Origin of the sequence: Mycolicibacterium sp. 624 (genome assembly GCF_040548615.1) — a bacterium.
Lineage (GTDB): Bacteria > Actinomycetota > Actinomycetes > Mycobacteriales > Mycobacteriaceae > Mycobacterium.
Map to the genome: position 1 here is coordinate 1 of NZ_JBEPRZ010000002.1, position 22,397 is coordinate 22,397.

Below are 22,397 nucleotides of genomic sequence, written 5' to 3' on the forward strand. Positions count from 1 at the left end.
ATCCAAAGACAGGTGAATTCAATCAGAACAAGTCCGACCTAACACCAGTAAAAACTGGCAAAAAACAATGTCACACCCCTAAACGAGAAAAAAGAATGCAACAACAACAAACAAAAACCATCAAACACACTATTGAGTTCTCAAACAACAGACCCGATTTTTGGGCAACCTCACCACTGTACTACGTGGAGAGATTGTCGTCAAACCGCTTGCGCCGGATCTTTCGATCTGGGCCGCTCCGCTTGCCCCGGCCTTTCGGTCGGGGCCGCTTGGTATGAACCAAAGCTTACATACAAACGGCCAAAGCCCCAAATCGCCTGCTAGACAGCCGAATCGCTACACAATGCGCTCGATCTCGGCGCCGAGGGCGGCCAGGTTCTCGACAAACAGTGGGTATCCGCGGTCGATGTGAAACACATCATGGATCTCTGTATCGCCGTCGGCGACCAGACCGGCCAACACCAAACCCGCTCCCGCCCGGATGTCAGACGCCCACACCGGCGCACTGGACAGCTGCGGCATCCCGCGAATCACCGCGTGGTGCCCGTCGGTCCTGGCGTCGGCACCCAACCGGATCATCTCCTCGACAAACCGGAACCGCGCCTCGAACACGTTCTCCGTGATCATCGACGTGCCATCTGCGATACAGGCCAACCCAATTGCCATGGGCTGTAGGTCGGTCGGGAAACCCGGGAACGGCAGGGTTGCGACGTTCACCGCTTTGGGACGCTCGTACTGGACCACGCGGAACCCGTTGTCGTGCTGGGTGACCGTGGCTCCCGCATCGTGCAGCTTGTGCAGCACCAGCTGCAGATGTTGCGGATCGACACCCGTGATCGAGATATCGCCCCGCGTCATGGCGGCGGCAATCCCCCAGGTGGCCGCGACGATGCGGTCGCCGATCACCCGGTGTTCGGTCGGATGGAGCTTGTCCACCCCAACGATCGTCATGGTCGACGAGCCGGCGCCCGTGATCTGCGCCCCCATCTGATTGAGCATCTCGCAGAGATCGACCACATCGGGCTCGCGCGCCGCGTTGTAGATCTTGGTCTCGCCCTCCGCCAGCACCGCGGCCATGAGGATGTTCTCCGTCGCACCTACGGAAGGGAACTCGAGTTGGATCTCGGCACCCCGGAGGTGATCGGCCTCGGCGACGACACAACCATGCTCGATGTTGCACGTGGCGCCGAGTTGACGCAGGCCGTTCTGATGCATGTCCAGGGGCCGCGATCCGATGGCATCACCACCGGGCAGGGCGACCTTGGCCTTCTTGCACCGACCGACCAGAGGTCCCAACACGCACACCGACGCGCGGAACTGACGCACCGCTGCGAAGTCGGCGTCGTACTTCAGCTCATCCGGGGAGGTGATCCTGACGGTCGAACCGTCCAGCTCCACCGTGGCGCCAAGGCCGCGCAGAACCTCCGCCATCAGCGGCACATCCAGAATGTCCGGGCAGTTGGTGATGGTGCTGACGCCCTCGGCAAGCAATGCCGCGGCCATCAGTTTCAACACACTGTTCTTGGCGCCCCCGACGGCGACTTCACCCGACAACCGGGTCCCACCGGTCACCACGAATCGCTCGCTCACGCGGCTCAGTTTAAGGCAGTGCGACGGCTCCGAGAGCCGTCGTCGGCCCGTGCCACCGGGGGCCGACGGTACGGTTTCACCATGGCAGTACATCTGACCCGCATTTACACCCGTACCGGCGATGACGGATCGACCGGGCTGAGCGATTTCAGCAGGGTCTCGAAGAACGACGCCCGGCTCGAGGCGTACGCGGACTGTGACGAGGCCAACGCCGCCATCGGAGTCGCGGTGGCCCTCGGAAGCCCCGAGGACAAGATCCTCAATGTGTTGCGACAGATACAGAACGACCTCTTCGATGCGGGTGCGGACCTGTCCACCCCGGTCGTCGAGAATCCCGAGTATCCCCCGCTTCGCATTCGCCAGGACTACATCGACCGCCTTGAGGCGTGGTGCGACGAGTTCAACGAACCGCTACCCGCGTTGAACTCATTCATCCTGCCCGGCGGAACGGCACTCTCAGCCCTGCTCCATGTCGCCCGCACCGTCGCGAGACGCGCCGAGCGCTCGGCTTGGCGTGCGATCGAGGAGCACGGCGACTCGGTCAGTGTCCTGCCGGCGAAGTACCTCAACCGGCTGTCTGACCTGCTGTTCATCCTGTCGCGCGTGGCGAATCCGGACGGCGATGTGCTCTGGAAGCCCGGTGGCGGGCGCGACGACCAGACGAGCTAGGTCGTCCGTCTGCGCGCCCGAGGCGACGGACGCGACTCCAACCAGGACGTGAACGCCGTCAACGCCCCCCGGTCGAGCGCGATCTCATAGCCGCGCCGGCGTTCGGGGTGGGTGTCGCGAAGTTCGAGGACGACGATCTCGTGGGTCATGATGTCGAACTCGTCGCCACGCGGCGTCCGACGCCCAACGATCTCCAGGCCACGACGGGATAGCCGGCGATCCGGCCACCATCGCAGGCTCGACAGACGGTAGAAACCGGCTTCGCCGCCCCGGTATCGCATCACGCCGTGACGCCACCCGTGGCCACCGACGGCGGGCACATCACGCAGGATGGCGGCGGTGCCACCCACCTGCCGCAGCTTCCACAGCCGATAACACAGTGCGGCGACCGCCAGTAGGAGCACGCCGACGAGCGCGACCATGAACATCATGGACGCGCTCATCGGTGATCAGTCCAGTTGGCCTACGGCGCGTAGACGCGCCCGGCCCCATGCTGCAGTGCGCTCGTCGTCGGACTCGGAGTCCTGCTTCGCCTCGTCGGCGTTGATCTCCGACTCGAACGCAGCGTTCTCGACCAGGATTCGGACGGCCTCTTCTGTGACGGAGAGGAATCCGCCGTCGACGGCGATCCGAAGATCATCCTCACCCTCACGCTCGACGCGGACCATCGCGTCCTCGACGAGCTGTGCTACCAGCGGGATGTGGTGGGGCAGGATGCCGATCTCACCGGCAGTGGTGCGGGTGAAAACAAACGTGGCATCACCTGACCACAGCTCACGCTCCACGGCGACGATCTCGACGTGCAGTTCAGCCATGTCACACCACCTTTCGCGTTACGACAACCGTCACAGCTTGGCGCCGAGGCTCTCGGCCTTCTTGGCGAGATCGTCGAGTCCGCCGATAAGGAAGAACGCCTGCTCGGGCACGTGGTCGAAATCGCCCTTGGTGAGCTTGTCGAAGGCCTCGACGGTCTCCTTGAGCGGCACAGTCGAACCCGGCTGACCGGTGAACTGCTCGGCCGCCATCATGTTCTGGCTCAGGAAGCGCTCGATACGGCGCGCCCGGTAGACGAGCTGCTTGTCCTCTTCGGACAGCTCGTCGATACCGAGGATCGCGATGATGTCCTGCAGATCCTTGTAGCGCTGCAGGATTCGGATGACTTCCTGCGCGACGCGGTAGTGCTCGTCGCCGACGACGCTGGGGTGCAGGATCGTCGAGCTCGACGCCAGCGGATCCACCGCCGGGAAGATGCCCTTCGAGAACACCGCGCGGGAGAGCTCGGTGGTCGCATCCAGGTGCGCGAACGTCGTCGCGGGGGCCGGGTCGGTGTAGTCGTCGGCGGGCACGTACACGGCCTGCATCGACGTGATCGAGCGGCCACGCGTCGAGGTGATGCGCTCCTGCAGCTCGCCCATCTCGTCGGCCAGGGTCGGCTGGTAGCCCACCGCGGACGGCATACGGCCGAGCAGCGTGGAGACCTCGGAGCCGGCCTGTGTGAACCGGAAGATGTTGTCGATGAACAGAAGCACGTCCTGCTGCTGCTCATCGCGGAAGTACTCCGCCATCGTGAGCGCCGACAAGGCGACGCGCATACGCGTGCCCGGCGGCTCGTCCATCTGGCCGAACACCAACGCGGTGTCCTTGAGCACGTCGGCGTCCGCGAGTTCGACCCAGAGGTCGTTGCCCTCACGGGTGCGCTCGCCAACGCCGGCGAACACCGAGGTGCCGCCGAAGTTGCGGGCGATGCGGTTGATCATCTCCTGGATGAGCACCGTCTTACCCACGCCGGCGCCGCCGAACAGGGCGATCTTGCCGCCGCGCACGTATGGGGTCAGCAGGTCGACGACCTTGAGGCCCGTCTCCAGCATCTCGGTGCGGGGCTCGAGCTCGGCGAATGGCGGCGGCTTGCGGTGGATCGACCAGTGGTCGAAGTCCTCGCCGTAGCCGGGCTCGTCCAGGCAGGCGCCCAGTGCGTTGAACACGTGGCCCTTGACGCCGTCGCCGACGGGCACCGAGATGGAGACGCCCGTGTCGGAGACCTCGGTGCCACGCACCAGGCCGTCGGTGGGCTGCATCGAGACACAGCGGACCAGGCTGTCCCCGAGGTGCTGCGCAACCTCGAGCGTCAGGGTCTTGGCGAGGTCCGCGTAAGCGATGTCCGCGTGGAGCGCGTTGAACAGCTCCGGTACGGAGCCCCGCGGGAACTCGACGTCGACGACCGGTCCGGTGATGCGCACGACGCGGCCAGCGACGCGATTCTTGGTGTCTTCTGCGGTAGCAGTCATATCCTCTTCGCTTCCTACGTGGCTTACTTGGCGTCGGCCAGCGCGTTGGCGCCGCCGACGATCTCGCTGATTTCCTGGGTGATCTGCGCCTGACGCTCGCGGTTGGCCGCAAGGGTCAGCGCCTTGATCAGATCGTCGGCGTTGTCGGACGCCGACTTCATGGCGCGTCGTCGCGAAGCCGACTCAGAAGCCGCGGCCTCCAGCAGCGCCGCGTACACGCGGGTGGCCACGTAACGCGGCAGCAGTGCGTCGAACAGCGATTCCGGATCCGGCTCGAAGGAGAAGAGCGTCTGCGGCCCCTCCTCCGGCTGCTCGTCCCCGACATACTCGACGACCATGGGTGCGATCCGCCGTGCCACCGAGGTCTGCGACAGCATCGACTTGAACTCGGTGAAGACGATGTGCAGTTCGTCGACGCCAAGGATGCCGTCTGCGCCCGCGTTGTCGCCCTCGTCATCGGCTCCGGACATGAACGCGTTCACCAGGGTGTCGGCGATCTCGCGGGCGTGGTCGTAGGTGGGCCGCTCCGAGAAGCCGGTCCACGACTCGACCACTTCGCGCTGACGGAAGTTGTAGTAACCCAACGCCTTCCGGCCCACCGTGTAGACCACGGGCTCCTTGCCCTCCTCGCGCAGCAACGCGAACAGTTCTTCGGACTGCCGAAGCACGTTGGCGTTGTACGCGCCGCACAAGCCGCGGTCGGAAGACACCACCAGCACGCCGGCCCGGCGCGGGTTCTCCCGCTGCACGAGCAGCGGGTGATCCAGCGCGCTGGCACTCGCGAGCTCGGTGAGCATGCTCGTGATTTCGGTGGAATAGGGCCGAGCCGCCTGAACTCGGGCCTGCGCCTTGGCGATCCGCGACGTGGCGATCAGTTCCTGGGCCTTCGTGATCTTCTTGATCGACCCAGCGGAACGGATACGCCCGCGAAGCTCGCGCAGTGTTGCAGCCATCTAGCTCTCCAGACCTCTCCGGTCCTACTTCTTGGGGGCCGGCTTGCGGACCTTGACGGATTCCTTCTCGACGTCTTCCTCGTCCATGGCCTCGGCGCCCGCCTCGTTCACGACGACCGAGCTGCCGTCAGTGGCAGCGAAGCCCTTCTTGAACTCGTTGATGACGTCGGCCAGCTTCTGGTCGGTCTCCTCGGAGAGCTTCTTGGTCTCCCGGATCTCCTTGAGAATCTCCGAATGCGAGGCCTTGACGTGCTCCAGCAACTCGGTCTCGAATCGCGAGACGTCTTCCACGGGAACCGAATCGAGGTGACCCTTGGTGCCGAGGAAGATCGCGACGACCTGATCCTCAACCGAGTACGGCGAGTACTGCGGCTGCTTGAGCAGCTCCACCAGGCGAGCGCCACGTTCCAGCTGAGCCTTGGAGGCAGCGTCCAGGTCCGAGGCGAACGCGGCGAATGCCTCGAGCTCGCGGTACTGCGACAACTCCAGACGCAGCGAGCCCGCGACCTCCTTCATGGCCTTGATCTGTGCGGCGCCACCGACGCGGGACACCGACACACCGACGTTGATGGCCGGACGCACGCCCTGGTTGAACAGGTCGGACTCCAGGAAGCACTGGCCGTCGGTGATCGAGATGACGTTGGTGGGGATGAACGCCGAGATGTCATTGGCCTTGGTCTCGATCACCGGCAGTCCGGTCATCGATCCACCACCCAGCTCGTCGGACAGCTTCGCGCAACGCTCCAGGAGCCGCGAGTGCAGGTAGAAGACGTCACCGGGGAAGGCCTCGCGGCCCGGCGGGCGGCGCAGCAGCAGCGAGATCGCGCGGTAGGCGTCGGCCTGCTTGGACAGATCGTCGAACACGATCAGGACGTGCTTGCCGTCGTACATCCACTGCTGGCCGATGGCCGAACCGGTGTAGGGCGCGAGCCACTTGAAGCCCGCCGCGTCGGAGGCCGGCGCCGCGACGATGGTGGTGTACTCCATCGCGCCACCGTCTTCGAGGGCGCGCTTGACGCTGGCGATCGTGGTGCCCTTCTGGCCGATCGCGACGTACACGCAGCGCACCTGCTGCTTGGGATCGCCGGTCGCCCACGCCTCACGCTGGTTGAGGATGGTGTCGACGCAAACCGCGGTCTTGCCGGTCTTGCGGTCACCGATGATCAGCTGACGCTGACCGCGACCGATCGGGGTCTGGCTGTCGATGGCCTTGATTCCGGTCTGCAGCGGCTCGGACACTCCCTGGCGCTGAACCACGGACGGTGCCTGCAGCTCCAGCACGCGACGAGCGTCCGAGGCGATGTCGCCCTGGCCGTCGATCGGTTCACCGAGCGGGTTGATGACGCGTCCGAGGAACGCGTCACCGACCGGCACCGAGAGCACCTCTCCGGTGCGCTTGACCTGCTGGCCCTCGGCGATCTTCTCGAACTCACCCAGGATCACGACACCGACGCTGTGCTCGTCGAGGTTCAGTGCGACACCGAGCACACCACCGGGGAACTCGAGGAGTTCGTTGGTCATGACCGAGGGCAGGCCCTCGACGTGAGCGATGCCGTCACCGGCGTCGATGACTGTGCCGATCTCTTCGCGCTCGGTGTCGGCGGAAAACGAGGATACGTACTCCTCGACAGCGCCTTCGATGTCAGCAGCGGAGATTGTCAACTCTGCCATGTTCTTCGTCTTCCTACCTTTTGTCGCTGGGTGATAAGTCTTGTGGGTCAGTCCGGCAGGCTGGTCTGTGCAGCCGCCAGCCGCGAGGCGATGGATCCGTCGATGACCTCGTCGCCGACGGCGATCGAGAGTCCACCGAGCAGTTCGGGATCGACGTTGAGCTGGATGGACACCGGGTGCCCGTAGATGCGCGAGAGCACCTCGGTCAAACGCGTCCGCTGCGCGTCGGTCAGTTCCGCCGCGGCGTTGACCTGCGCGACCACCTCGCCACGACGCGCGACCGCGAGTTCGGCGAGATCGATGACTGCCTCGTCGGCGCGCTCGCCTCGCAGCAGTGCGACCGTCTGCTCCAACAGTGCGACCGCCGTGCTGTTCGCACCCTCACCGCCGACGACCTTGTCGAGCAGGGCGATCCGACGTTCTGCCGGTGCGGAGTAGTCGCTCAGCAGTCCGACCAGACGAGGCTCAGTGTCGAGGACGCGTCCGAAACGGAAGAGCTGGTCCTCCACCTCGTCCACCTCGCCTGCGACCTCCGCACGCTTCAGCAGTGCCAGCCGCGCCGTGTGCTCGACACCGTCGACCAGATCCGACTCAGCCGACCACCGCTGCGTTGCAGCAGTGCGCACAACGCTCAGTGCCTGGTCGCCGACCTTGCCGGAGAGCAGGGAGTCAACGAGGCGCGCCTTGGGAGCGGCATCTTCGGTTGGCTCTGCGAGGTGCTTGGTGAGTACGGGCTCGCTGACGAGCAGCTTGGCGACGGACGCGAGTTCGTCGGCCAGCTTGGTGAGTCCGTCAGTGTCGAGACCACCTGCGACACGGTCGAAGTCCTCTGTGAGAGCGACCATCGCATCGCGGCTGGCGGCGCGCAGCCGAGCTGAGGCCCCCGTCTCGATGGACACCGCCGAGGGCGCCATCTGGTCGATCTCATCGAGGAACCGGTCGACAGTGGCCGCCTGAGCGACCGGGTCCGCCACGTGCGCGCGGACCAGTTCGTCGGCCTTCTGTACGGACTCCACACCCAGGCCCGTCCGCAACTGCCGGATGAGCTGCTGGCGCATCAACTGCACCTGCTGCACACCCTGAGCCTTGATGCGCTCGGCGTCCGCGCCCGCCTGCTCCTGCAGTTGGGCCGCGATGCGCTCCGAGTCCTGCTTCGCCTCGTCGGTGACCTTCCCCGACTGGGCCTTGGCATCCTCAAGAGCCTTGGCGTGCATGGCATCCGCGTCAGCGAGCTTGCGCTCCGCCTCAGCGCTCTCGGCCAGTGCGACGCGCACAGCCTCCTGCTGCTTCTGCATCAGGGCCCGCACAGGCGGTACGACCCACTTCATCAAGATGAAGGCGATGACCGCGAACCCGATCAGCTGGCCGATGAATGTCGACATCTACTGGCTCCCGCCTGATTTCACGTCAACGCCGAGGATGCGGCTGGCCAACGTGGCCGCCAACCCATCCACCGACGACTGCAGTTCGGACTCGGTCGTCGAGCGCTGCTCGGACAACTTCTGGTCCGCCTGCTGCACGGTGTCCGCGACCTCGCCGCTGGCCGCAGCCCGCTTCTGGTCGATGACTTGCCTGCCCGCAGCGCGTGCCTCGTCGCGGATGCTCGACGCCTCGGTGCGCGCACCGGACATCGCCTCGTCGAAGTCGGCTTGCGCCGCTGCGACCTGTTCAGCCGACTTGCGGTTGTCCGCGGCGGTCTTGGCCAGCATTGCCTCGCGTTCTGCGAGGACCTTGCTGACCGGTGGCACAACCCATTTCGCAATCACGCCGAGCGTGATGAGGAAGATGAGCAGCACGGCGAAGAAGGTGCCGTTGGGGATCAGGAAGTTGCTCTGTCCCCCACCGCCTTCGGCCGCGAGGATGGCTACGGTCAGTTCACCCATGCCGACGGACTACTGCAGGCCCGGCGTGGCGAAGACGAACAGCGCCATGAAGGCCAGGTTGATGAAGTACGCGGCCTCGACCAGACCGACGGTGATGAAGAACGGCGTGAACAGCCGGCCCTGTGCCTCGGGCTGCCGGGCGATACCGGAGATCAGCGCGTTACCCGCGATGCCGTCACCGATGCCAGCGCCGATAGCGCCGCCACCCATGATCAATCCACCGCCGATCAGAGCGCCGGCCGTGATGATGGCGTTTGGATCGATTTCCATTCCTTTATCCTCCTTGGTAACTGGTGGCCGTGCCGCCAGAGTTCGTTGTCCTTCTGTGGTGCAAGCTTCTAGTGGTGCTCCTCATCCAGTTCCATGGACTGGCTGAAGTAGAGAATCGTCAGCAGCGAGAAGATGAATGCCTGGATCAAGCCGACGAAGAGGTCGAACGTCTTCCAGATGGCGTTGGGCGCCCACTGGACGTACCAGGGGAACATCGCGATGAGAGCCACCAGGATGCCGCCGGCGAAGATGTTGCCGAAGAGTCGCAGTGCGAGCGAGATGGGCTTCGCGATCTCCTCGACGATGTTGATCGGCGCGAGGAAGGGGACGTGTCCCTTGATGACCTTGATCGGGTGCCCGATGATGCCGCGCCGCCAGATCCCCGCGGCGTGGTAGGCGACGAACACGAAGAGTGCGAGCGCCAGCACGAAGTTGATATCGGAGGCCGGCGGCTTGTAGAGCTCGCCAGCGGCACCGTCGGCGCCGCCGTACTGGAGCGGCAGGACCGACAGCCAGTTCGAGACCAGGATGAAGACGAAGATCGTGACGGCCAGCGGCAGCACGAACGGCGCCACCTTCATGCCGATCGAGCCCTCGATCTGCTGACGCATCTGGATGGTGAGCGTCTCCCAGAACAGCTGGACACCGCTGGGCACGCCGGTCGAGGTGACCTTGGACTTCAGGAAGAAGGCCAGGCCGATGACGACCAGCGCGGTGATCGCGGTGGCCATGATGGTGTCACCGTTGAACGTCATGCCGAACAGTTGGAACACCATCGTGTGGTGCCCGACGTGGATGGCAGCGCCACCCTCTTCCGCGGCGAGCACGGTCTGCGTCATGGTCCCAGTCATAGAGGTCAGCTCAATCCTTCGATTCCGTGTCGACCACGTTCAGTCCCTCGCTGCGGATCTTCTTGAGCACCGGGATGCTGGTGCTCATCACCAGCAGTGCCTGGAAGATCGCCAGCCCGAAGAGCACTGCGATACCGCCGTGTGCCCTGAAGACGAAAGCGGCGGTCATTGCGACCGCCGTGATGACAAGCAGACGGGTCGCCGAGTTCAGCGCCATCTTCTTCTTGAGTGGATGGTCCTCGGCGGTGATCGACTCCACCGCGCGACGCACCATCAGAGCATTGAGCAAACCGAGGCCTAGCCCCGCGCCGAAGAAAACACCGAAGAAGACGTTCCCGATGAAGCCGGCGGCCAGAACGGCCAGGCCGGTGAGTGCAACGCAGACGATGAGGAGTCGGACCGGCCTGAAGGCCACCGACGGGAACACCAACGGCGCGTCGTGCGCTGGCGTCGTCACTGCTTCACCTCACTCCTGCGGAACCATGTGGGGTCCGCGTTGAACAACGTTGTTCCGGTGCGTGCCCGACGACTGTATCGAAGGGCGGTATGCGCAGTGGAATCACCCACGGGGCAGCTCCCTTTGTCGGTCGTGTTTCGGCGCCGATCGGTCTTGCGAACCGATGGGCCGGGCCGGCAACCCGCGAGGTTTTTCGGGTTCTGCCGAAAGGGTAACACATGGTAGGCGGCCCTAAACGGGGCCTACTACTTTTCGTCGTACACGGCTTCTGAGTCGTCCTCGCGGCCCCTCAGGAGCGGTATCAAAGTGATGATGACCGCGACCAGAATCGCAGCCAGCATGACGGCGCCGGTGTAGCGCGGGTCGAAGAAGATCGTGCTCGCCGCCCCCAGGGCCACGATGCCCACCCACATGTAGATCAGCAGGACCACCCGCCGGTGCGAGTGCCCGATCTGCAGCAGCCGGTGATGCAGGTGCATCTTGTCGGGACTGAACGGGCTGCGCCCCGCCCTGGTCCGGCGCACGATCGCCAGCAACATGTCGAGGGCGGGCACGAACATCACCGCGATGACCAGAAGGAACGGCGACATCAGTGCGAAGACGTCACGTGCGCCGTAGGCGTTCTGCGATATCGGACCTGCTGCCGTCGTCGACGCCGCCGCGAGCATCAGACCGATGAGCATCGACCCGGAGTCGCCCATGAAGATCCGGGCGCGGTGGAAGTTGTGCGGCAGGAAGCCGAGGCACGCGCCCGCGAGCACCACCGAGATGACGGCAGGCGGGTAGAAGAGCACGTCGCCGCCGTGGTCGCGGAGAAGGCCGACCGAGAAGATGCAGATCGCGGCGGCGGTGATGAGGCCAAGTCCGGCCGCCAGACCGTCCAGACCGTCGACGAAGTTCATCGCGTTGACGATCGACACCGTCAGCGCCAGCGTCAGCAGGATCGAGGTCACCTGGTCGAGCACGATGGTGCCGACGCCGCCGAACGGGATGTACAGCACGCTCCATGCCACTCCCATGGTGACCAGCACGCTGGCCGCGGTGATCTGGCCGGCGAACTTGGTCAGCGCATCCAGACCCCACCGATCGTCGATCAGACCGATCGCCATGATCAGGCCGCCCGCCACCACGACGGCGGGCATCCCCGACGAGTACACGAATCCCCGTGTCAACGCGGGCAGTTGCGATGCCAGCAGGACCGCGGCCACCACGCCGATGTACATCGCCAACCCACCCATGCGCGGGGTGGGCGCCACGTGAACGTCACGCTCACGCGGGTAGGCGACGGCACCCCAGCGGGTGGCGAGCGCACGGACCCACCCCGTCGCGAAGTAGGTGATGATGGCGGCGGTCAGCCCGACGAGTGCGAGCTCGCGGAGCGGAACACCCGCCCCGCGATCGGACAGGGCGAGCAGTCCGTCAGCCAATTGGACCGGGTCGCGCACCACCTGCTGAACCGTACTGGAAACCACTGAGTCGGTCAGACCGCGAGCGTCTCGGCCTCGACACCGAGCACCTCGGCGATGGCGGCCGCGGTGACGGGACCCTCGCGCAGCACGCGGGGCGTGGCACCGGTGAGGTCGACAATGGTGGAGGCCGCGCCCTGCGCAGACGGCCCGGCCTCGAGGTACACCCCGACCAGGTCGTCGAGCTGTTCGCGCGCGTCGGCGGCGGTGACCGCGGCGGGGCTGCCGGACTTGTTGGCGCTCGACACCGCCATCGGGCCCACCTCGCGCAGCAGTTCGATCGCCACGGGGTGCAGCGGCATCCGCAACATCACGGTGCCGTGAGAGTCCCCGAGATCCCATTGCAGCGACGGCGCCTGCCGAACCACCAGGCTCAGGGCGCCCGGCCAGAACGCCCGGATGAGTTCACGGGCCGCGGTGGGCACCGAGTACACCAGTCCTTCGATGGTGTGCCAGGAGCCGACGAGCACGGGGACCGGCATGTCCCGGCCCCTCCCCTTCGCCGCGAGCAGCGACGCCACCGCGGTGCCGTTGAATGCGTCGGCGCCGATGCCGTAGACGGTGTCGGTCGGCATCACGACCAGCCGACCGTCCTTGAGCGCGCTGACCGCCGACGAGATTCCGAGCGCCCGCTGGTCGGGATCGGAGCAGTCGAACGTTTGAGCCATGAGATCTAGCTTCTCACCCTCTGCGGGTCGCCGTGACGAACCGGGGTCGGCCCGCCAGGTCGCGGCGCGCGGTGATGTCGACGAAGGCCGCGGTCTGGTCGAAGACGGCGACGGTCGCGGGCGCGGTGGTGTCGTCGTGCTCGACCCCGATGCGCCCACTCCCCCGCCGCAGCAGCCGCACCGCGTGCGCCACGAGGGGCTCTATGACGACCATGCCGTCGAGCCCGCCGAACAGCGCGTGCTCGGGATCGTGATGAGCGACTTCAGGTTCCAGTTCTGCACCCAGCGGGATGTAGGGCGGGTTGGCGACGATCAGATCGACGCGCCCATCGAGGTCAGCCAGCAGCCCGTCAGCGGTGACGTCGGCCTCGACCAGCTCGACCTGCGTGCCCGCCACATTTCGGCGCGCGAAGGCCAGGGCCGCGGCGGAGTCGTCCACCGCGATGACGGTCGCCTGCGGCCGAGCCTGTGCCAGCGCGACGGCCAGCGCGGCGGAACCCGTGCAGAGATCGACGATCACCGGCTGGTCCGGAAGTGGCTGTGCCAGAGCCCATTCGAGCAGCGACTCGGTCTCGGGCCGGGGAATGAAGACGCCAGGGCCCACACTCAGATTGACCGGACCGAAGGCGGCGGTCCCAGTGAGGTGTTGCAGTGGTATCCGCCGTGCCCTCGCCTCGATGAGGTCGCGATAGCGGGCAAGGAATTCCTCGTCGGGGGCGAGCATGAACAGCCGTCCGCGATCGACACCGGCCACATGCGCGGCGAGGTGCTCGGCGTCGGCCGCCGCACTGTCGACACCCGCGGCGGCGAGCGTCGCGGTGGCCTCGCCGATGATCTGGCGTAGCCGCGGGGCCACCGTCACGCTGACCTGCGGCAGATCATGCCTGCTGCAGCCTGGCCTGCTTGTCGGCGGCAGCGAGCGCGTCGAACAACGGGTCGAGGTCGCCGTCGAGGACCTGGTCCAGGTTGTGCGCCTTGAAGTTGATCCGGTGGTCGGCGATCCGGTTCTCCGGGTAGTTGTAGGTCCGGATCCGCTCGCTGCGGTCGACCGTGCGAATCTGGCTGGCCCGGTCGGCCGAGGCGTCGGCCTGGGCCTGCTCCTCGGCGAGGGCCTGCAGCCGGGCGGCCAGCACGACCATGGCGCGCGCCTTGTTCTGCAGCTGCGAGCGCTCGTTCTGGCAGGTCACGACGATGCCGGTGGGTAGGTGGGTGATGCGCACCGCGGAGTCGGTGGTGTTGACGCCCTGGCCGCCCTTGCCCGAGGACCGGTAGACGTCGATGCGGAGATCGGACTCGTCGATCTGAACCTCGGCCACGTCCTCCGGTTCCGGGTAGACGAGGACTCCGGCGGCCGACGTGTGCACGCGCCCCTGCGACTCGGTGACGGGGACTCGCTGGACGCGATGCACGCCGCCCTCGAACTTCAGGCGCGCCCACACGCCGTCTGCCGAGTCGCCCTTGCTGGCGATGGTCAGGGTCGCGTCCTTGTAACCGCCGAGGTCGGAGGTGTTCTCGTCGAGCACCGTCACGGTCCAGCCGTGCCGCTCGGCGTATCTGATGTACATGCGTGCGAGGTCGGCGGCGAACAATGCGGACTCCTCGCCGCCCTCGCCCGACTTCAGTTCGAGGACGACGTCGTCGGCGTCGTGCGGATCGCGCGGCGCCAACAGGTCCGCGAGCTGGGTGCCGAGCGCGTCGACACTGGCCTCGAGATCGGGGATCTCCGCGGCGAAGGAGTCGTCGTCGGCGGCCAACTCGCGGGCAGCCTCGAGGTCGCCCTTGGCCGACTCGAGCTTGCGGTACGTCGAGACGATCGGCGATATCTGGGCGAACCGGCGGCCGACCCGCTTGGCTGCTGCCGCGTCGGCGTGCAGTCCGGGATCAGACAGCTGACGCTCGAGGTCGCCGTGTTCAGCCAGCAGTGCCTCGACCCTTGGTGCGTGGTCGCTCACTTGGTCCCTCACGATGGCCTCCTTCCCCGAAACGCAAACCGGCGCCCGGGCTGACGCGAATGCGACAGATCGGGCGCCGGAAATGCAGCTAGTTGTCGGACGCGGCCTTCTCGCTCGCCCCGGCGCGCTTGCCGTAGCGCTTCTCGAAGCGCGCCACACGGCCGCCGCTGTCGAGGATCTTCTGCTTGCCGGTGTAGAAGGGGTGGCACTGGGAGCAGACCTCGACCACGATGTGGCCGCTCTCCTTGGTGCTACGGGTCTGGAAGCTGTTGCCACAGCCACAAACCACGGTGGTCTCTACGTAATTGGGGTGAATACCCGATTTCATCTCTGGTCCTCTGTGATCGTTGGTCGCCGGGTCGCCTGAGGTTCTGACCTGTTGGTCATCAGACGTGAACCGGAACCGAGGGGCGACGGCCCATTATGCCAGGTCAGCCGTCAGAGTCATAAACGCCGACCCACCGGCGGGTATTCCTGCCCGATCAGCGGCCGCCGTCGAGCGCCCGGGCGACCGCTGCGGTGTCACCGATCCGTTCCAGTGACCGCCGGCTCACCGAGCGCGTGGAAGGTCTTTCCGTCGCGCTTCCAGAGCACACGGCCGGCGGGCTCGGTGCCGAGCGCGACCAGTTCCCGCTTGAGGATCTTGTTGGTCGCCGTGCTGGGCAGATCGTCGGCGATCCAGACGTACCGCGGCCACGACTTGGGCGACAGGTCCGGTTGTCCGGCGAGGAACTCGGCGAACTCACCCGGCTCCAGTTCAGCACCGTCCCGCAGCACAACGGCGGCCATCACCTGGTCGCCGACGAACTCGTCTGGCACCGGATAGACCGCCACCCTGCTGATCACCGGCTGCCGCAACAGGATTCGTTCAATCGGCGCGGCGGTGATGTTCTCCCCGTCCACCCGCATCCAGTCCGCGGTACGGCCGGCCAGGTAGATCCAACCGTCGGCATCGCGGTAGGCCAGATCGCCGGACCAGTACATGCCATGCCGCAGCCGTTCATCGGTGGCGCCCTGGTCGTTGTGGTAGCCGCGGAACATCCCGCTGCCGTTGGTGTTCACCAGCTCACCGGTGGCGGCCTCGCCGTTGACCAGGGCTCCGGTGTCATCAAATTGCGCGACCGGGCACTCCTCAACGGTCTCCGGGTTGTAGATCGCCACTCCCGGGAAACCCTGGCCGACGCTGCCGGCCGGTGTGCCCTCGGAGCGGGTGATGATGATCGCCAGCTCTGTCGAGCCGAAGCCGTCCCACACGCTGCAGCCGAACCGGCGGCTGAATTCGTCGATGTCGCGGTCGGCGGCCTCGTTGCCGAACGCCACCCGCAGGGGGTTGTCACGGTCGTCGGGTTGCTCAGCGGTGGCCAGGATGTAGGCCAGTGGCTTGCCGACGTAGTTCATGTACGTCGCGCCGTAGCGGCGGATGTCCGGGAGGAAGCCGGATGCGGAGAACTGCGCCGGAGCCATGGCCGCGCCCGAACTGAGCGCAACGCCCCACCCCGCGTACACCCCGTTCGAGTGGAACAGCGGCATGGCCAGGTAGCAGGTGTCGGCCTCGGTGAGGTCGTAACGCTGCACCAGCGCGGCGGCGGAGAACAGCACGATGGAGTGCGCCACCTGAACGGCCTTGGGCTCGCCACTGGTGCCCGAGGTGAAGATCATCATGAACGTGTCGTCGGCCGTGACCTCACGATGCGGCACCAGGGCCGGCGCGGACGCGACCACGTCGCCCCATGCCGGGGTCGACACGTCGATGAGCGTGACGTCGGGCATCTCGACATCGTCGAGGAGATGCCGGTGCTCGGCGTCGGTGAGCACGACCTGGCAGCCCACCCGGGCGATGTCGCGGGCCAGACCGTCACCGCGGCGGGTGGTGTTGAGGCCGCAGAGCACGTATCCACCGAGGCCCGCCGCGGCCAGCGCGGTGAGCATGTCCGGCGTGTTGCCCATCAGGACTCCGACGTGCAGGGGCCGCGTCGGGTCGGCCGCGTCGATCAATGCTGCCGCCTGCGCTGATGCCGCACCGAGGTGTTCGCGCCACGTCCAGCTTCGGTCGCCGTACTTGACTGCCGTCGCGTCTGCGTCGGCGCGCGTGCGAAGCAACTGCTGCAACGTGTCGGTCATCCCCAGGCGCCCCTATCGACTAGTGAACAGAATCATAAAAGTGTCTACCACCTTCGGGTGCTCACACGGTACCGTCTGGGCCATTGGCAGAATGCATCCGTTAAGCATCCCCCGCTGCTAAATGACCAGGAGTCGCAGTTGACCAGCACGACGTCTTCGGCCACCAGTGTCCGCGACAGATTGATCGACGCGGCCGAGACTTGTCTGCGCGCCAAGGGCATTCGGTCGACGACGGTGTCCGAGGTCGCCGAAGTCGCCGGCGTCTCGCGGGGATGGCTCTACCGTCACTTCCCCGACAAGATGACCCTGCTCGGCGCCGCGCTCGTCCGCCTCAACGATGCGTACTGGTCCGAGTCGCATGCGATGCTCGAGCAGATCGAGGGTCTCGACCAGCGCATCGCGGCGGGAATCAGCCACGCCCGCACCGCCTACGACGATCCGGGCACACTGCTGATGAAGCTGCGGGTCTCAGAACCCGAGGAGTTCACGGCCTGCGCGGGCGCTGGAGTGCACGGGCTGGTGCCCGATCTGGCCGAGTTCTGGAAGCCCTACCTGGTGGCGGCGCGTGACGCCGGTGAGGTCCACCCCGACGTTTTGGTCGACGAGGCCGCCGAGTGGGTCGCGCGCGCCATCCTGTCGCTGACCACCGTGCCAGGACTGCACTTCGACGCGAGCGATCCCGCCGCGGTGCTGACGCACGTCCGCCGCTACGTCCTACCGGGGCTGCGGGCCGAGCCCGAGGTGTGACGTCTGAGTGTCGTCGTCGGCAAACTGGAATTCGCCGCCGTCGATCCTGCGGAGCATCTGCGCCGTCCACGCGGCGTGGGATCGGAAGGACCCGCGCCACAGGTCGAGAAGGTGACTGGCATGCGGCGGTTCGTCGGGATCCGGCCACTGCGCCTTCATACCCTCGAGCTGCCCGTCGATCGCGCGTGTCGTGCTCAGCTGCTGCCCGAGCAAGGTGCGAACTCGCGACCTCGGCAGGCAGCGCATGAAGGCGACACCCGCGCCTAGCTCCTCAACGTCCGGATTTCGCAACGCTGTCTCGAGAAGCTCGAAGAACACGCGCTCGCCGTCGGCCGTGATGCGGTAGGACACCCGCGCCGGACCCTGAGGACTGTCCTGCGGTTCCGATCCCGTCAGCAGACCCTCCCTGTTCAGCTGCTTGATGGCGTGATAGATCGACGGCGGCTTAACGCGGGTCCACGTGTCGACACGCCAGGAAATCAGCTCGCGGTGCACGGCATACCCATGCGCCTCACCATGGCGGCGCACGACGCCGAGGACCAACAGTCGCACCGTCGACATCAGTTCGACAACCAGCGTGCGATCTCGTCGATCGCACGCAGGTCGTCGTCGATCTCCGCACGCTCGCCGGCGTCCAACGCCATCGTCACCAGATCGTCGCGCCGAGCATCGGCACCATCGGAGTCGCCGAGCGCTATCGCCAGTTCCACCCTGTTAGCAATCGCTCTGGCCAGATCGAGGCGCGACGCACCGTCGCCGTGGCGGCGTAGCGCTACGTCGAGGGCTTGAGCCGCGAGCGCGTCGTCGTTCTTGTAGTCGCGCAGGATCCGGACGTTGTCCAGCGCCTTGGCCAGGCCGGACATCGAGCGGGCGCCACCGTATTCAATAGCAGGTTCGTCGCGCTCGATGAACACGACGCAGTTCCCCGACGGGTCGTAGAGGCAGAAGCGAGTCTGACCAGGCCGTAACCTGGTCAGCCTCGGCAGGCCCTGTGTCGGCACCCGGCCGTACCGGCGGCGCAAGCCACTGGTGAAGTCCCGGTGATAGCCCTCGACGGCGTCGACCATGACCAGGCACCCGCCGGTGAGTTCCTCGGAGGGGTTGACCCGCGGCGCGGCGTCCTTGAAGTTCAGCTCGACACCGCCAAGCAGAAAGGCCATGTAGAGGTAGGGCCTGTGCTGTCTGCGCGTCACGTCGAATCCAAGAGCCTCATAGAACTCGACGGTGTCGTCGACGGTCACGCAAGGAAGCATCGGAATGGTGGTCTCGGTCATCACCCCCGCCACTCTACTCAAGGTTGAGTAGCTGCAGGAGTGCAGACGCAAAATCCCCTGATTCGCGAGGGAATCAGGGGATTTTGTTGGAGCCGCTCGCGGACTCGCGGACTAGTTAGTCGTTGTCCATGTTCGCCGGTGTGGTCTTGGAGACCTGCACCAGGAACTCGTAGTTGGTCTTCGTCTTCCGCAGCTGGCTCATCAGCAGGTCGATGGCCTGATGGCTGTCCAGCCCGGAGAGCACCCGACGCAGCTTGTGCACGACACCGAATTCATCAGCGGAGAGCAGCAACTCGTCCTTGCGGGTACCCGAGGGGTTGACGTCGACCGCCGGGAACACCCGACGCTCGGAGATCTTGCGATCGAGCTTGAGCTCGGCGTTGCCGGTGCCCTTGAACTCCTCGAAGATCACCGTGTCGCCGGTGGAGCCGGTCTCGACCATCGCGGTGGCGATGATCGTCAGCGATCCACCGAACTCGATGTTGCGGGCCGCGCCGAGGAACCGCTTGGGCGGGTACAGCGCGGTGGAGTCCACACCACCGGACAGGATGCGGCCCGAGGCGGGCGACGCGTTGTTGTACGCGCGGCCGAGACGGGTGATCGAGTCCAGCAGCACGACGACGTCCTTGCCCTGCTCCACCAGGCGCTTGGCGCGCTCGATGGCCAGCTCGGCCGCCTGCGTGTGATCTGACGGCGGGCGGTCGAAGGTCGAGGCGATGACCTCACCCTTCACCGAACGCTGCATGTCGGTGACCTCTTCAGGTCGCTCGTCGACCAGCACCACCATGAGGTGGCACTCGGGGTTGTTCACGGTGATTGCGTTGGCGATGTCCTGCATGATCGTCGTCTTACCGGCCTTGGGCGGTGACACGATCAGTGCGCGCTGGCCCTTGCCGATCGGCATGATCAGGTCGATCACGCGAGTCGTCAGCTTCTCGGGCGTGGTCTCCAGACGCAGGCGCTGGTTCGGGTACAGCGGCGTCAGCTTGTTGAAGTCGGGGCGGTTGCGCGCATTCTCGACCGGTCCGCCGTTGATGGTGTCCAGCCGGACCAACGGGTTGAACTTCTGCCGCGGATTCTGGCTTCCGCCACCGCCGCCGCTGGTCTCACCCTCACGGGGCACCCGGACCGCTCCGGTGACTGCGTCACCGCGACGCAGGCCGTTCTTGCGGACCATGTTCATCGACACGTACACGTCGTTGGGCCCGGCCAGGTAGCCCGAGGTACGCACGAACGCGTAGTTGTCGAGGACGTCGAGGATGCCGGCGACCGGCTGGACGACGTCGTCCTCGCGCAGCTCGGTGTCGCGGTCACCACCGCCGCCGCCCTCGCCGCCACGCTCGCCGCGGCGCTTGCGATCCCGGAACCTGCGGCCCCGCCGACCCTGGCGGCCTTCGCCGTCATCGTCGTCATCGTTGTTGTTGGTATTACCGCGGTTGCCGGAGTCGTTGTTGCGCCGGTTGCCGCCGTCATCGTTGTTGTCGTTGTTGTTGTTGCGCCGGTTGCCGCCGTCGTTATTGCGGTTGCCGCGGTTGCCGCCGGTGTTGTTTCCGGAGTTCCGGTCGCCCTGGTCCTCACGATTGCCCTGACCACGGCGCGGCTCGGTGCCCTCTGCGCCGGTCGCGGACTGGCTGGAGTCGTCAGCCTTGGTCTCGTCCTTGGTCGCGGACTTGGCCTCAGCCGTGACCTCGGCCTTGTCCTCCGACTTGGCCTCGCGCTTGTCCTGCGTCTTGGGCTCGGACCGCGATTCCGTCTTGGGCTCGGACTTCGGCTCAGACTTGGGCTCGGGGGTGCCTGACTCGGTGGCCACTGCCTCGCCGGCGGCTGCCTCAGCGGCGGGAGCACCGGTACGACGCGATGCGCCACGACGCTCGCGCCGCGGCGGGGCTGCCTGCTCGGCGGGCGCGTCGGTGCCAGCGTCCGCACCGGCCTGGTCCTTGGCCGGCTCGACCGGCTGCTCGGTGGCTTTCGCCTCCTTGGTGCGGCCGTTGCTGTCGCCGCGGTGCTCGCGGATCGCCGCAATCAGTTCACCCTTGCGCATCCCCGACGAACCCTTGACGCCCAGCTCAGTGGCCATCGCGCGCAGATCAGGAAGCACCATCGAGGTCAGTGCGCCCGTACGACCACTGGTCGACGGCGCGCTCGCCGCGGGCGGTGCCGCCGCCGCGGATGCCTCCGAGGCAGCGGACTTCGGCGCAGGGGCCGAAGCGGGCTCGGGGGCTTGTGAAGCCACGGTCTCGGGCAGTGCGACGTCGTCGCTGCCACCGGCCGTGAAGAGGTCCGTATCAGTCACGGATTTCCTTTCCTTCCCTCGCTGATCTGAGTCTGCGAGGGTTCTTCGCATCCAGCCAAAACGCTGAATGTCGAGGTTCTACCATCGCCTTTGCAACGGTGATCGCCTGGACTCCCCGCATCGCGGGAAATCGTCAGTACACGGGTTGAAACCAAAGGAGAAGAGTGGTCGTCCTAGTGTCGACGCAGGCAGAGCCGCTGCGATTGCTGGACGAAAGCGAGAATAACCCGCATTGCAGTGGGACGCAAGAATCGCCACTGATTCGCGTGTGACTCCTGTCAACTCGACCGTGGCGCCATGTCAACGATTGATCGCCACACCGGTTGTCCAACGGACACCCTGACCGACTGCCATCTCCGTAACGGTGAACCCGTTCGCGGCGCCATACTCGAGGGCCTCCGACGGAAGTTCAGACTCCGTTGAGAGTGCGATAACCGCAGGTCCTGCCCCGGATAGCACCGCTGCAATGCCATAACGCCGAAGGATGGCGATGTATTCCGCGGACGGGGGCATCGCCGCGGCACGCGCGGGCTGGTGCAGGCGGTCCGCCGTGGCCTCCAACAGCAGATCGGGGCGCTCGGTCAGCGCCACAACGAGCAGCGCGACACGGCTCACATTGAAGCTCGCGTCGGCGTGGCTGACATTCTCGGGCAGCAGGACCCTGGTTTCCGCGGTCGACGAGCGGACCTGGGGAATGATCGAGAAGAGCCTGATGTCGGGGTGCACCCGCAGCGGAGCCGCGGCATACCGGGGCGCCGAGCCGTCGGTATCGGTCCAGGACACCACGGCCCCGCCCAGGACGGCGGCAGCGGCATTGTCGGGGTGACCTTCGAACTCAGAGGACAGCTGAATCAGCTCCACCGCCGTCAGCGGTGTCGAATCAGACTGCGCCACTAGCCCATTGGCGACTGCCAGGCCACCGACCACGGCAGCAGCCGACGAGCCGAGGCCGCGCGAGTGTGGAATATCGTTGCGGCACCGGACTTTCAGACCAGTCACGCTCACACCACCGGCCTGCAGGCCGCGCTCGATGGCACGGACCACGAGATGCGACGAATCCAGGGGCACCTGACCGGCACCCTCCCCCTCGACCTCGACGATCAGACCGGATTCGATTGTCTCGACATCGATCTCGTCGTAAAGACTCAACGCCAGACCGAGACTGTCAAACCCGGGACCGAGGTTGGCACTCGATGCGGCCACCACGGAGTTCGCCGACAAGCCGGCAGGAAGGATCTGCGTCACTG

At 66.1% G+C, this 22,397-nt stretch carries 24 protein-coding genes; 3 read left to right on the forward strand and 21 right to left on the reverse strand.

Features of this window, described 5'->3' with window-relative positions:
• Nucleotides 1-278 (forward strand): hypothetical protein (locus ABIA65_RS07140; protein WP_354523119.1); only part of this gene is annotated, 278 nt, incomplete at its 5' end.
• Nucleotides 279-336: 58 nt separating this feature from the next.
• On the opposite strand, the gene murA is transcribed toward ABIA65_RS07140, so the two are convergent.
• Complete coding sequence (murA, locus tag ABIA65_RS07145) at nt 337-1,590, reverse strand: UDP-N-acetylglucosamine 1-carboxyvinyltransferase (RefSeq protein ID WP_241404007.1); 1,254 nt, start codon at nt 1,588-1,590, stop codon at nt 337-339.
• Nucleotides 1,591-1,671: 81 nt separating this feature from the next.
• Between murA and ABIA65_RS07150 the strand changes: the two genes are divergently transcribed.
• Complete coding sequence (locus ABIA65_RS07150) at nt 1,672-2,259, forward strand: cob(I)yrinic acid a,c-diamide adenosyltransferase (RefSeq protein ID WP_354523120.1); 588 nt, start codon at nt 1,672-1,674, stop codon at nt 2,257-2,259.
• On the opposite strand, the gene ABIA65_RS07155 is transcribed toward ABIA65_RS07150, so the two are convergent.
• The 16 genes from ABIA65_RS07155 to fadD1 form a co-directional block, all read right to left on the reverse strand.
• Nucleotides 2,256-2,702 (reverse strand): DUF2550 domain-containing protein, encoded by a 447-nt coding sequence (locus ABIA65_RS07155; protein ID WP_241404005.1) that lies wholly within the window; start codon nt 2,700-2,702, stop codon nt 2,256-2,258. The genes ABIA65_RS07150 and ABIA65_RS07155 overlap by 4 nt on opposite strands.
• Nucleotides 2,703-2,708: 6 nt before the next feature.
• The gene (locus ABIA65_RS07160) at nt 2,709-3,074 is read right to left on the reverse strand and encodes a F0F1 ATP synthase subunit epsilon (RefSeq protein WP_241404004.1); all 366 of its coding nucleotides are present in this window, start codon (nt 3,072-3,074) and stop codon (nt 2,709-2,711) included.
• Between the two features lie 30 nt (nt 3,075-3,104).
• Nucleotides 3,105-4,544, reverse strand: coding sequence for a F0F1 ATP synthase subunit beta (gene atpD / locus ABIA65_RS07165; protein ID WP_241404003.1), 1,440 nt, complete (start codon nt 4,542-4,544; stop codon nt 3,105-3,107).
• Between the two features lie 23 nt (nt 4,545-4,567).
• On the reverse strand, nt 4,568-5,497 hold the full coding sequence (locus ABIA65_RS07170; RefSeq protein WP_354523121.1) for a F0F1 ATP synthase subunit gamma: 930 nt from the start codon (nt 5,495-5,497) through the stop codon (nt 4,568-4,570).
• A 24-nt stretch (nt 5,498-5,521) separates the two neighbouring features.
• A complete protein-coding gene (gene atpA, locus ABIA65_RS07175) occupies nt 5,522-7,168 on the reverse strand; it encodes a F0F1 ATP synthase subunit alpha (protein ID WP_241404001.1) in 1,647 nt (548 codons plus the stop codon).
• Between the two features lie 47 nt (nt 7,169-7,215).
• The gene (locus ABIA65_RS07180; protein ID WP_241404000.1) at nt 7,216-8,550 is read right to left on the reverse strand and encodes a F0F1 ATP synthase subunit B/delta; all 1,335 of its coding nucleotides are present in this window, start codon (nt 8,548-8,550) and stop codon (nt 7,216-7,218) included.
• Nucleotides 8,551-9,051, reverse strand: a complete 501-nt coding sequence (locus ABIA65_RS07185) for a F0F1 ATP synthase subunit B (RefSeq protein WP_241403999.1) — start codon at nt 9,049-9,051, stop codon at nt 8,551-8,553. It abuts the gene before it with no gap.
• 9 nt (nt 9,052-9,060) lie between these two features.
• Nucleotides 9,061-9,321 carry a F0F1 ATP synthase subunit C gene (locus ABIA65_RS07190; RefSeq protein WP_003931026.1) on the reverse strand — a complete coding sequence of 87 codons (261 nt, stop codon included), beginning with the start codon at nt 9,319-9,321 and terminating at the stop codon, nt 9,061-9,063.
• A 68-nt stretch (nt 9,322-9,389) separates the two neighbouring features.
• Nucleotides 9,390-10,160 (reverse strand): F0F1 ATP synthase subunit A, encoded by a 771-nt coding sequence (atpB, locus tag ABIA65_RS07195; RefSeq protein WP_241403998.1) that lies wholly within the window; start codon nt 10,158-10,160, stop codon nt 9,390-9,392.
• 22 nt (nt 10,161-10,182) lie between these two features.
• Entirely contained in the window at nt 10,183-10,629 is a 447-nt protein-coding gene (locus ABIA65_RS07200) for an ATP synthase subunit I (RefSeq protein WP_241403997.1), read from the reverse strand.
• A gap of 245 nt (nt 10,630-10,874) precedes the next feature.
• Nucleotides 10,875-12,077, reverse strand: a complete 1,203-nt coding sequence (locus tag ABIA65_RS07205; protein WP_241403996.1) for a glycosyltransferase family 4 protein — start codon at nt 12,075-12,077, stop codon at nt 10,875-10,877.
• A gap of 32 nt (nt 12,078-12,109) precedes the next feature.
• The gene (locus ABIA65_RS07210) at nt 12,110-12,763 is read right to left on the reverse strand and encodes an L-threonylcarbamoyladenylate synthase (RefSeq protein ID WP_241403995.1); all 654 of its coding nucleotides are present in this window, start codon (nt 12,761-12,763) and stop codon (nt 12,110-12,112) included.
• Nucleotides 12,764-12,776: 13 nt separating this feature from the next.
• Nucleotides 12,777-13,625 carry a peptide chain release factor N(5)-glutamine methyltransferase gene (gene prmC, locus ABIA65_RS07215; protein WP_502919536.1) on the reverse strand — a complete coding sequence of 283 codons (849 nt, stop codon included), beginning with the start codon at nt 13,623-13,625 and terminating at the stop codon, nt 12,777-12,779.
• Nucleotides 13,626-13,641: 16 nt separating this feature from the next.
• A complete protein-coding gene (gene prfA, locus ABIA65_RS07220; RefSeq protein ID WP_241405548.1) occupies nt 13,642-14,715 on the reverse strand; it encodes a peptide chain release factor 1 in 1,074 nt (357 codons plus the stop codon).
• Nucleotides 14,716-14,803: 88 nt separating this feature from the next.
• Nucleotides 14,804-15,043, reverse strand: a complete 240-nt coding sequence (gene rpmE / locus ABIA65_RS07225; protein WP_241403994.1) for a 50S ribosomal protein L31 — start codon at nt 15,041-15,043, stop codon at nt 14,804-14,806.
• 194 nt (nt 15,044-15,237) lie between these two features.
• The gene (gene fadD1, locus ABIA65_RS07230) at nt 15,238-16,836 is read right to left on the reverse strand and encodes a fatty-acid--CoA ligase FadD1 (RefSeq protein WP_354523122.1); all 1,599 of its coding nucleotides are present in this window, start codon (nt 16,834-16,836) and stop codon (nt 15,238-15,240) included.
• 138 nt (nt 16,837-16,974) lie between these two features.
• Here fadD1 and ABIA65_RS07235 point away from each other — a divergent pair, with 138 nt between their 5' ends.
• Entirely contained in the window at nt 16,975-17,583 is a 609-nt protein-coding gene (locus tag ABIA65_RS07235) for a TetR/AcrR family transcriptional regulator (RefSeq protein WP_241403992.1), read from the forward strand.
• Here the strand turns inward: ABIA65_RS07235 and ABIA65_RS07240 are convergent.
• From ABIA65_RS07240 to thrB, 4 genes are all read right to left on the reverse strand, one after another.
• On the reverse strand, nt 17,551-18,144 hold the full coding sequence (locus tag ABIA65_RS07240; protein WP_354523123.1) for a PadR family transcriptional regulator: 594 nt from the start codon (nt 18,142-18,144) through the stop codon (nt 17,551-17,553). The two genes, ABIA65_RS07235 and ABIA65_RS07240, sit on opposite strands and share 33 nt — an antisense overlap.
• Complete coding sequence (locus ABIA65_RS07245) at nt 18,144-18,857, reverse strand: DUF8817 family protein (protein WP_354523124.1); 714 nt, start codon at nt 18,855-18,857, stop codon at nt 18,144-18,146. Before ABIA65_RS07245 ends, ABIA65_RS07240 begins: the two co-directional genes overlap by 1 nt.
• Before the next feature lie 115 nt (nt 18,858-18,972).
• A complete protein-coding gene (gene rho / locus ABIA65_RS07250) occupies nt 18,973-21,150 on the reverse strand; it encodes a transcription termination factor Rho (protein ID WP_354523125.1) in 2,178 nt (725 codons plus the stop codon).
• Between the two features lie 300 nt (nt 21,151-21,450).
• Nucleotides 21,451-22,395: a homoserine kinase gene (gene thrB, locus ABIA65_RS07255; RefSeq protein WP_241403988.1), complete on the reverse strand. Its 945-nt coding sequence runs from the start codon at nt 22,393-22,395 to the stop codon at nt 21,451-21,453.
• Nucleotides 22,396-22,397 lie beyond the last annotated feature (2 nt).

What these genes read in the sequence shown, in the direction of transcription:
- ABIA65_RS07160 (WP_241404004.1), bottom strand. Translation starts at nt 3,074, where the DNA reads ATGGCTGAACTGCACGTCGAGATCGTCGCCGTGGAGCGTGAGCTGTGG.
- ABIA65_RS07155 (WP_241404005.1), bottom strand. Translation starts at nt 2,702, where the DNA reads ATGAGCGCGTCCATGATGTTCATGGTCGCGCTCGTCGGCGTGCTCCTA.
- fadD1 (WP_354523122.1), bottom strand. Translation starts at nt 16,836, where the DNA reads ATGACCGACACGTTGCAGCAGTTGCTTCGCACGCGCGCCGACGCAGAC.
- ABIA65_RS07170 (WP_354523121.1), bottom strand. Translation starts at nt 5,497, where the DNA reads ATGGCTGCAACACTGCGCGAGCTTCGCGGGCGTATCCGTTCCGCTGGG.
- ABIA65_RS07150 (WP_354523120.1), top strand. Translation starts at nt 1,672, where the DNA reads ATGGCAGTACATCTGACCCGCATTTACACCCGTACCGGCGATGACGGA.
- ABIA65_RS07210 (WP_241403995.1), bottom strand. Translation starts at nt 12,763, where the DNA reads ATGGCTCAAACGTTCGACTGCTCCGATCCCGACCAGCGGGCGCTCGGA.
- atpD (WP_241404003.1), bottom strand. Translation starts at nt 4,544, where the DNA reads ATGACTGCTACCGCAGAAGACACCAAGAATCGCGTCGCTGGCCGCGTC.
- rpmE (WP_241403994.1), bottom strand. Translation starts at nt 15,043, where the DNA reads ATGAAATCGGGTATTCACCCCAATTACGTAGAGACCACCGTGGTTTGT.
- atpB (WP_241403998.1), bottom strand. Translation starts at nt 10,160, where the DNA reads ATGACGCAGACCGTGCTCGCCGCGGAAGAGGGTGGCGCTGCCATCCAC.
- ABIA65_RS07185 (WP_241403999.1), bottom strand. Translation starts at nt 9,051, where the DNA reads ATGGGTGAACTGACCGTAGCCATCCTCGCGGCCGAAGGCGGTGGGGGA.
- ABIA65_RS07180 (WP_241404000.1), bottom strand. Translation starts at nt 8,550, where the DNA reads ATGTCGACATTCATCGGCCAGCTGATCGGGTTCGCGGTCATCGCCTTC.
- ABIA65_RS07240 (WP_354523123.1), bottom strand. Translation starts at nt 18,144, where the DNA reads ATGTCGACGGTGCGACTGTTGGTCCTCGGCGTCGTGCGCCGCCATGGT.
- atpA (WP_241404001.1), bottom strand. Translation starts at nt 7,168, where the DNA reads ATGGCAGAGTTGACAATCTCCGCTGCTGACATCGAAGGCGCTGTCGAG.
- ABIA65_RS07245 (WP_354523124.1), bottom strand. Translation starts at nt 18,857, where the DNA reads ATGACCGAGACCACCATTCCGATGCTTCCTTGCGTGACCGTCGACGAC.
- ABIA65_RS07190 (WP_003931026.1), bottom strand. Translation starts at nt 9,321, where the DNA reads ATGGAAATCGATCCAAACGCCATCATCACGGCCGGCGCTCTGATCGGC.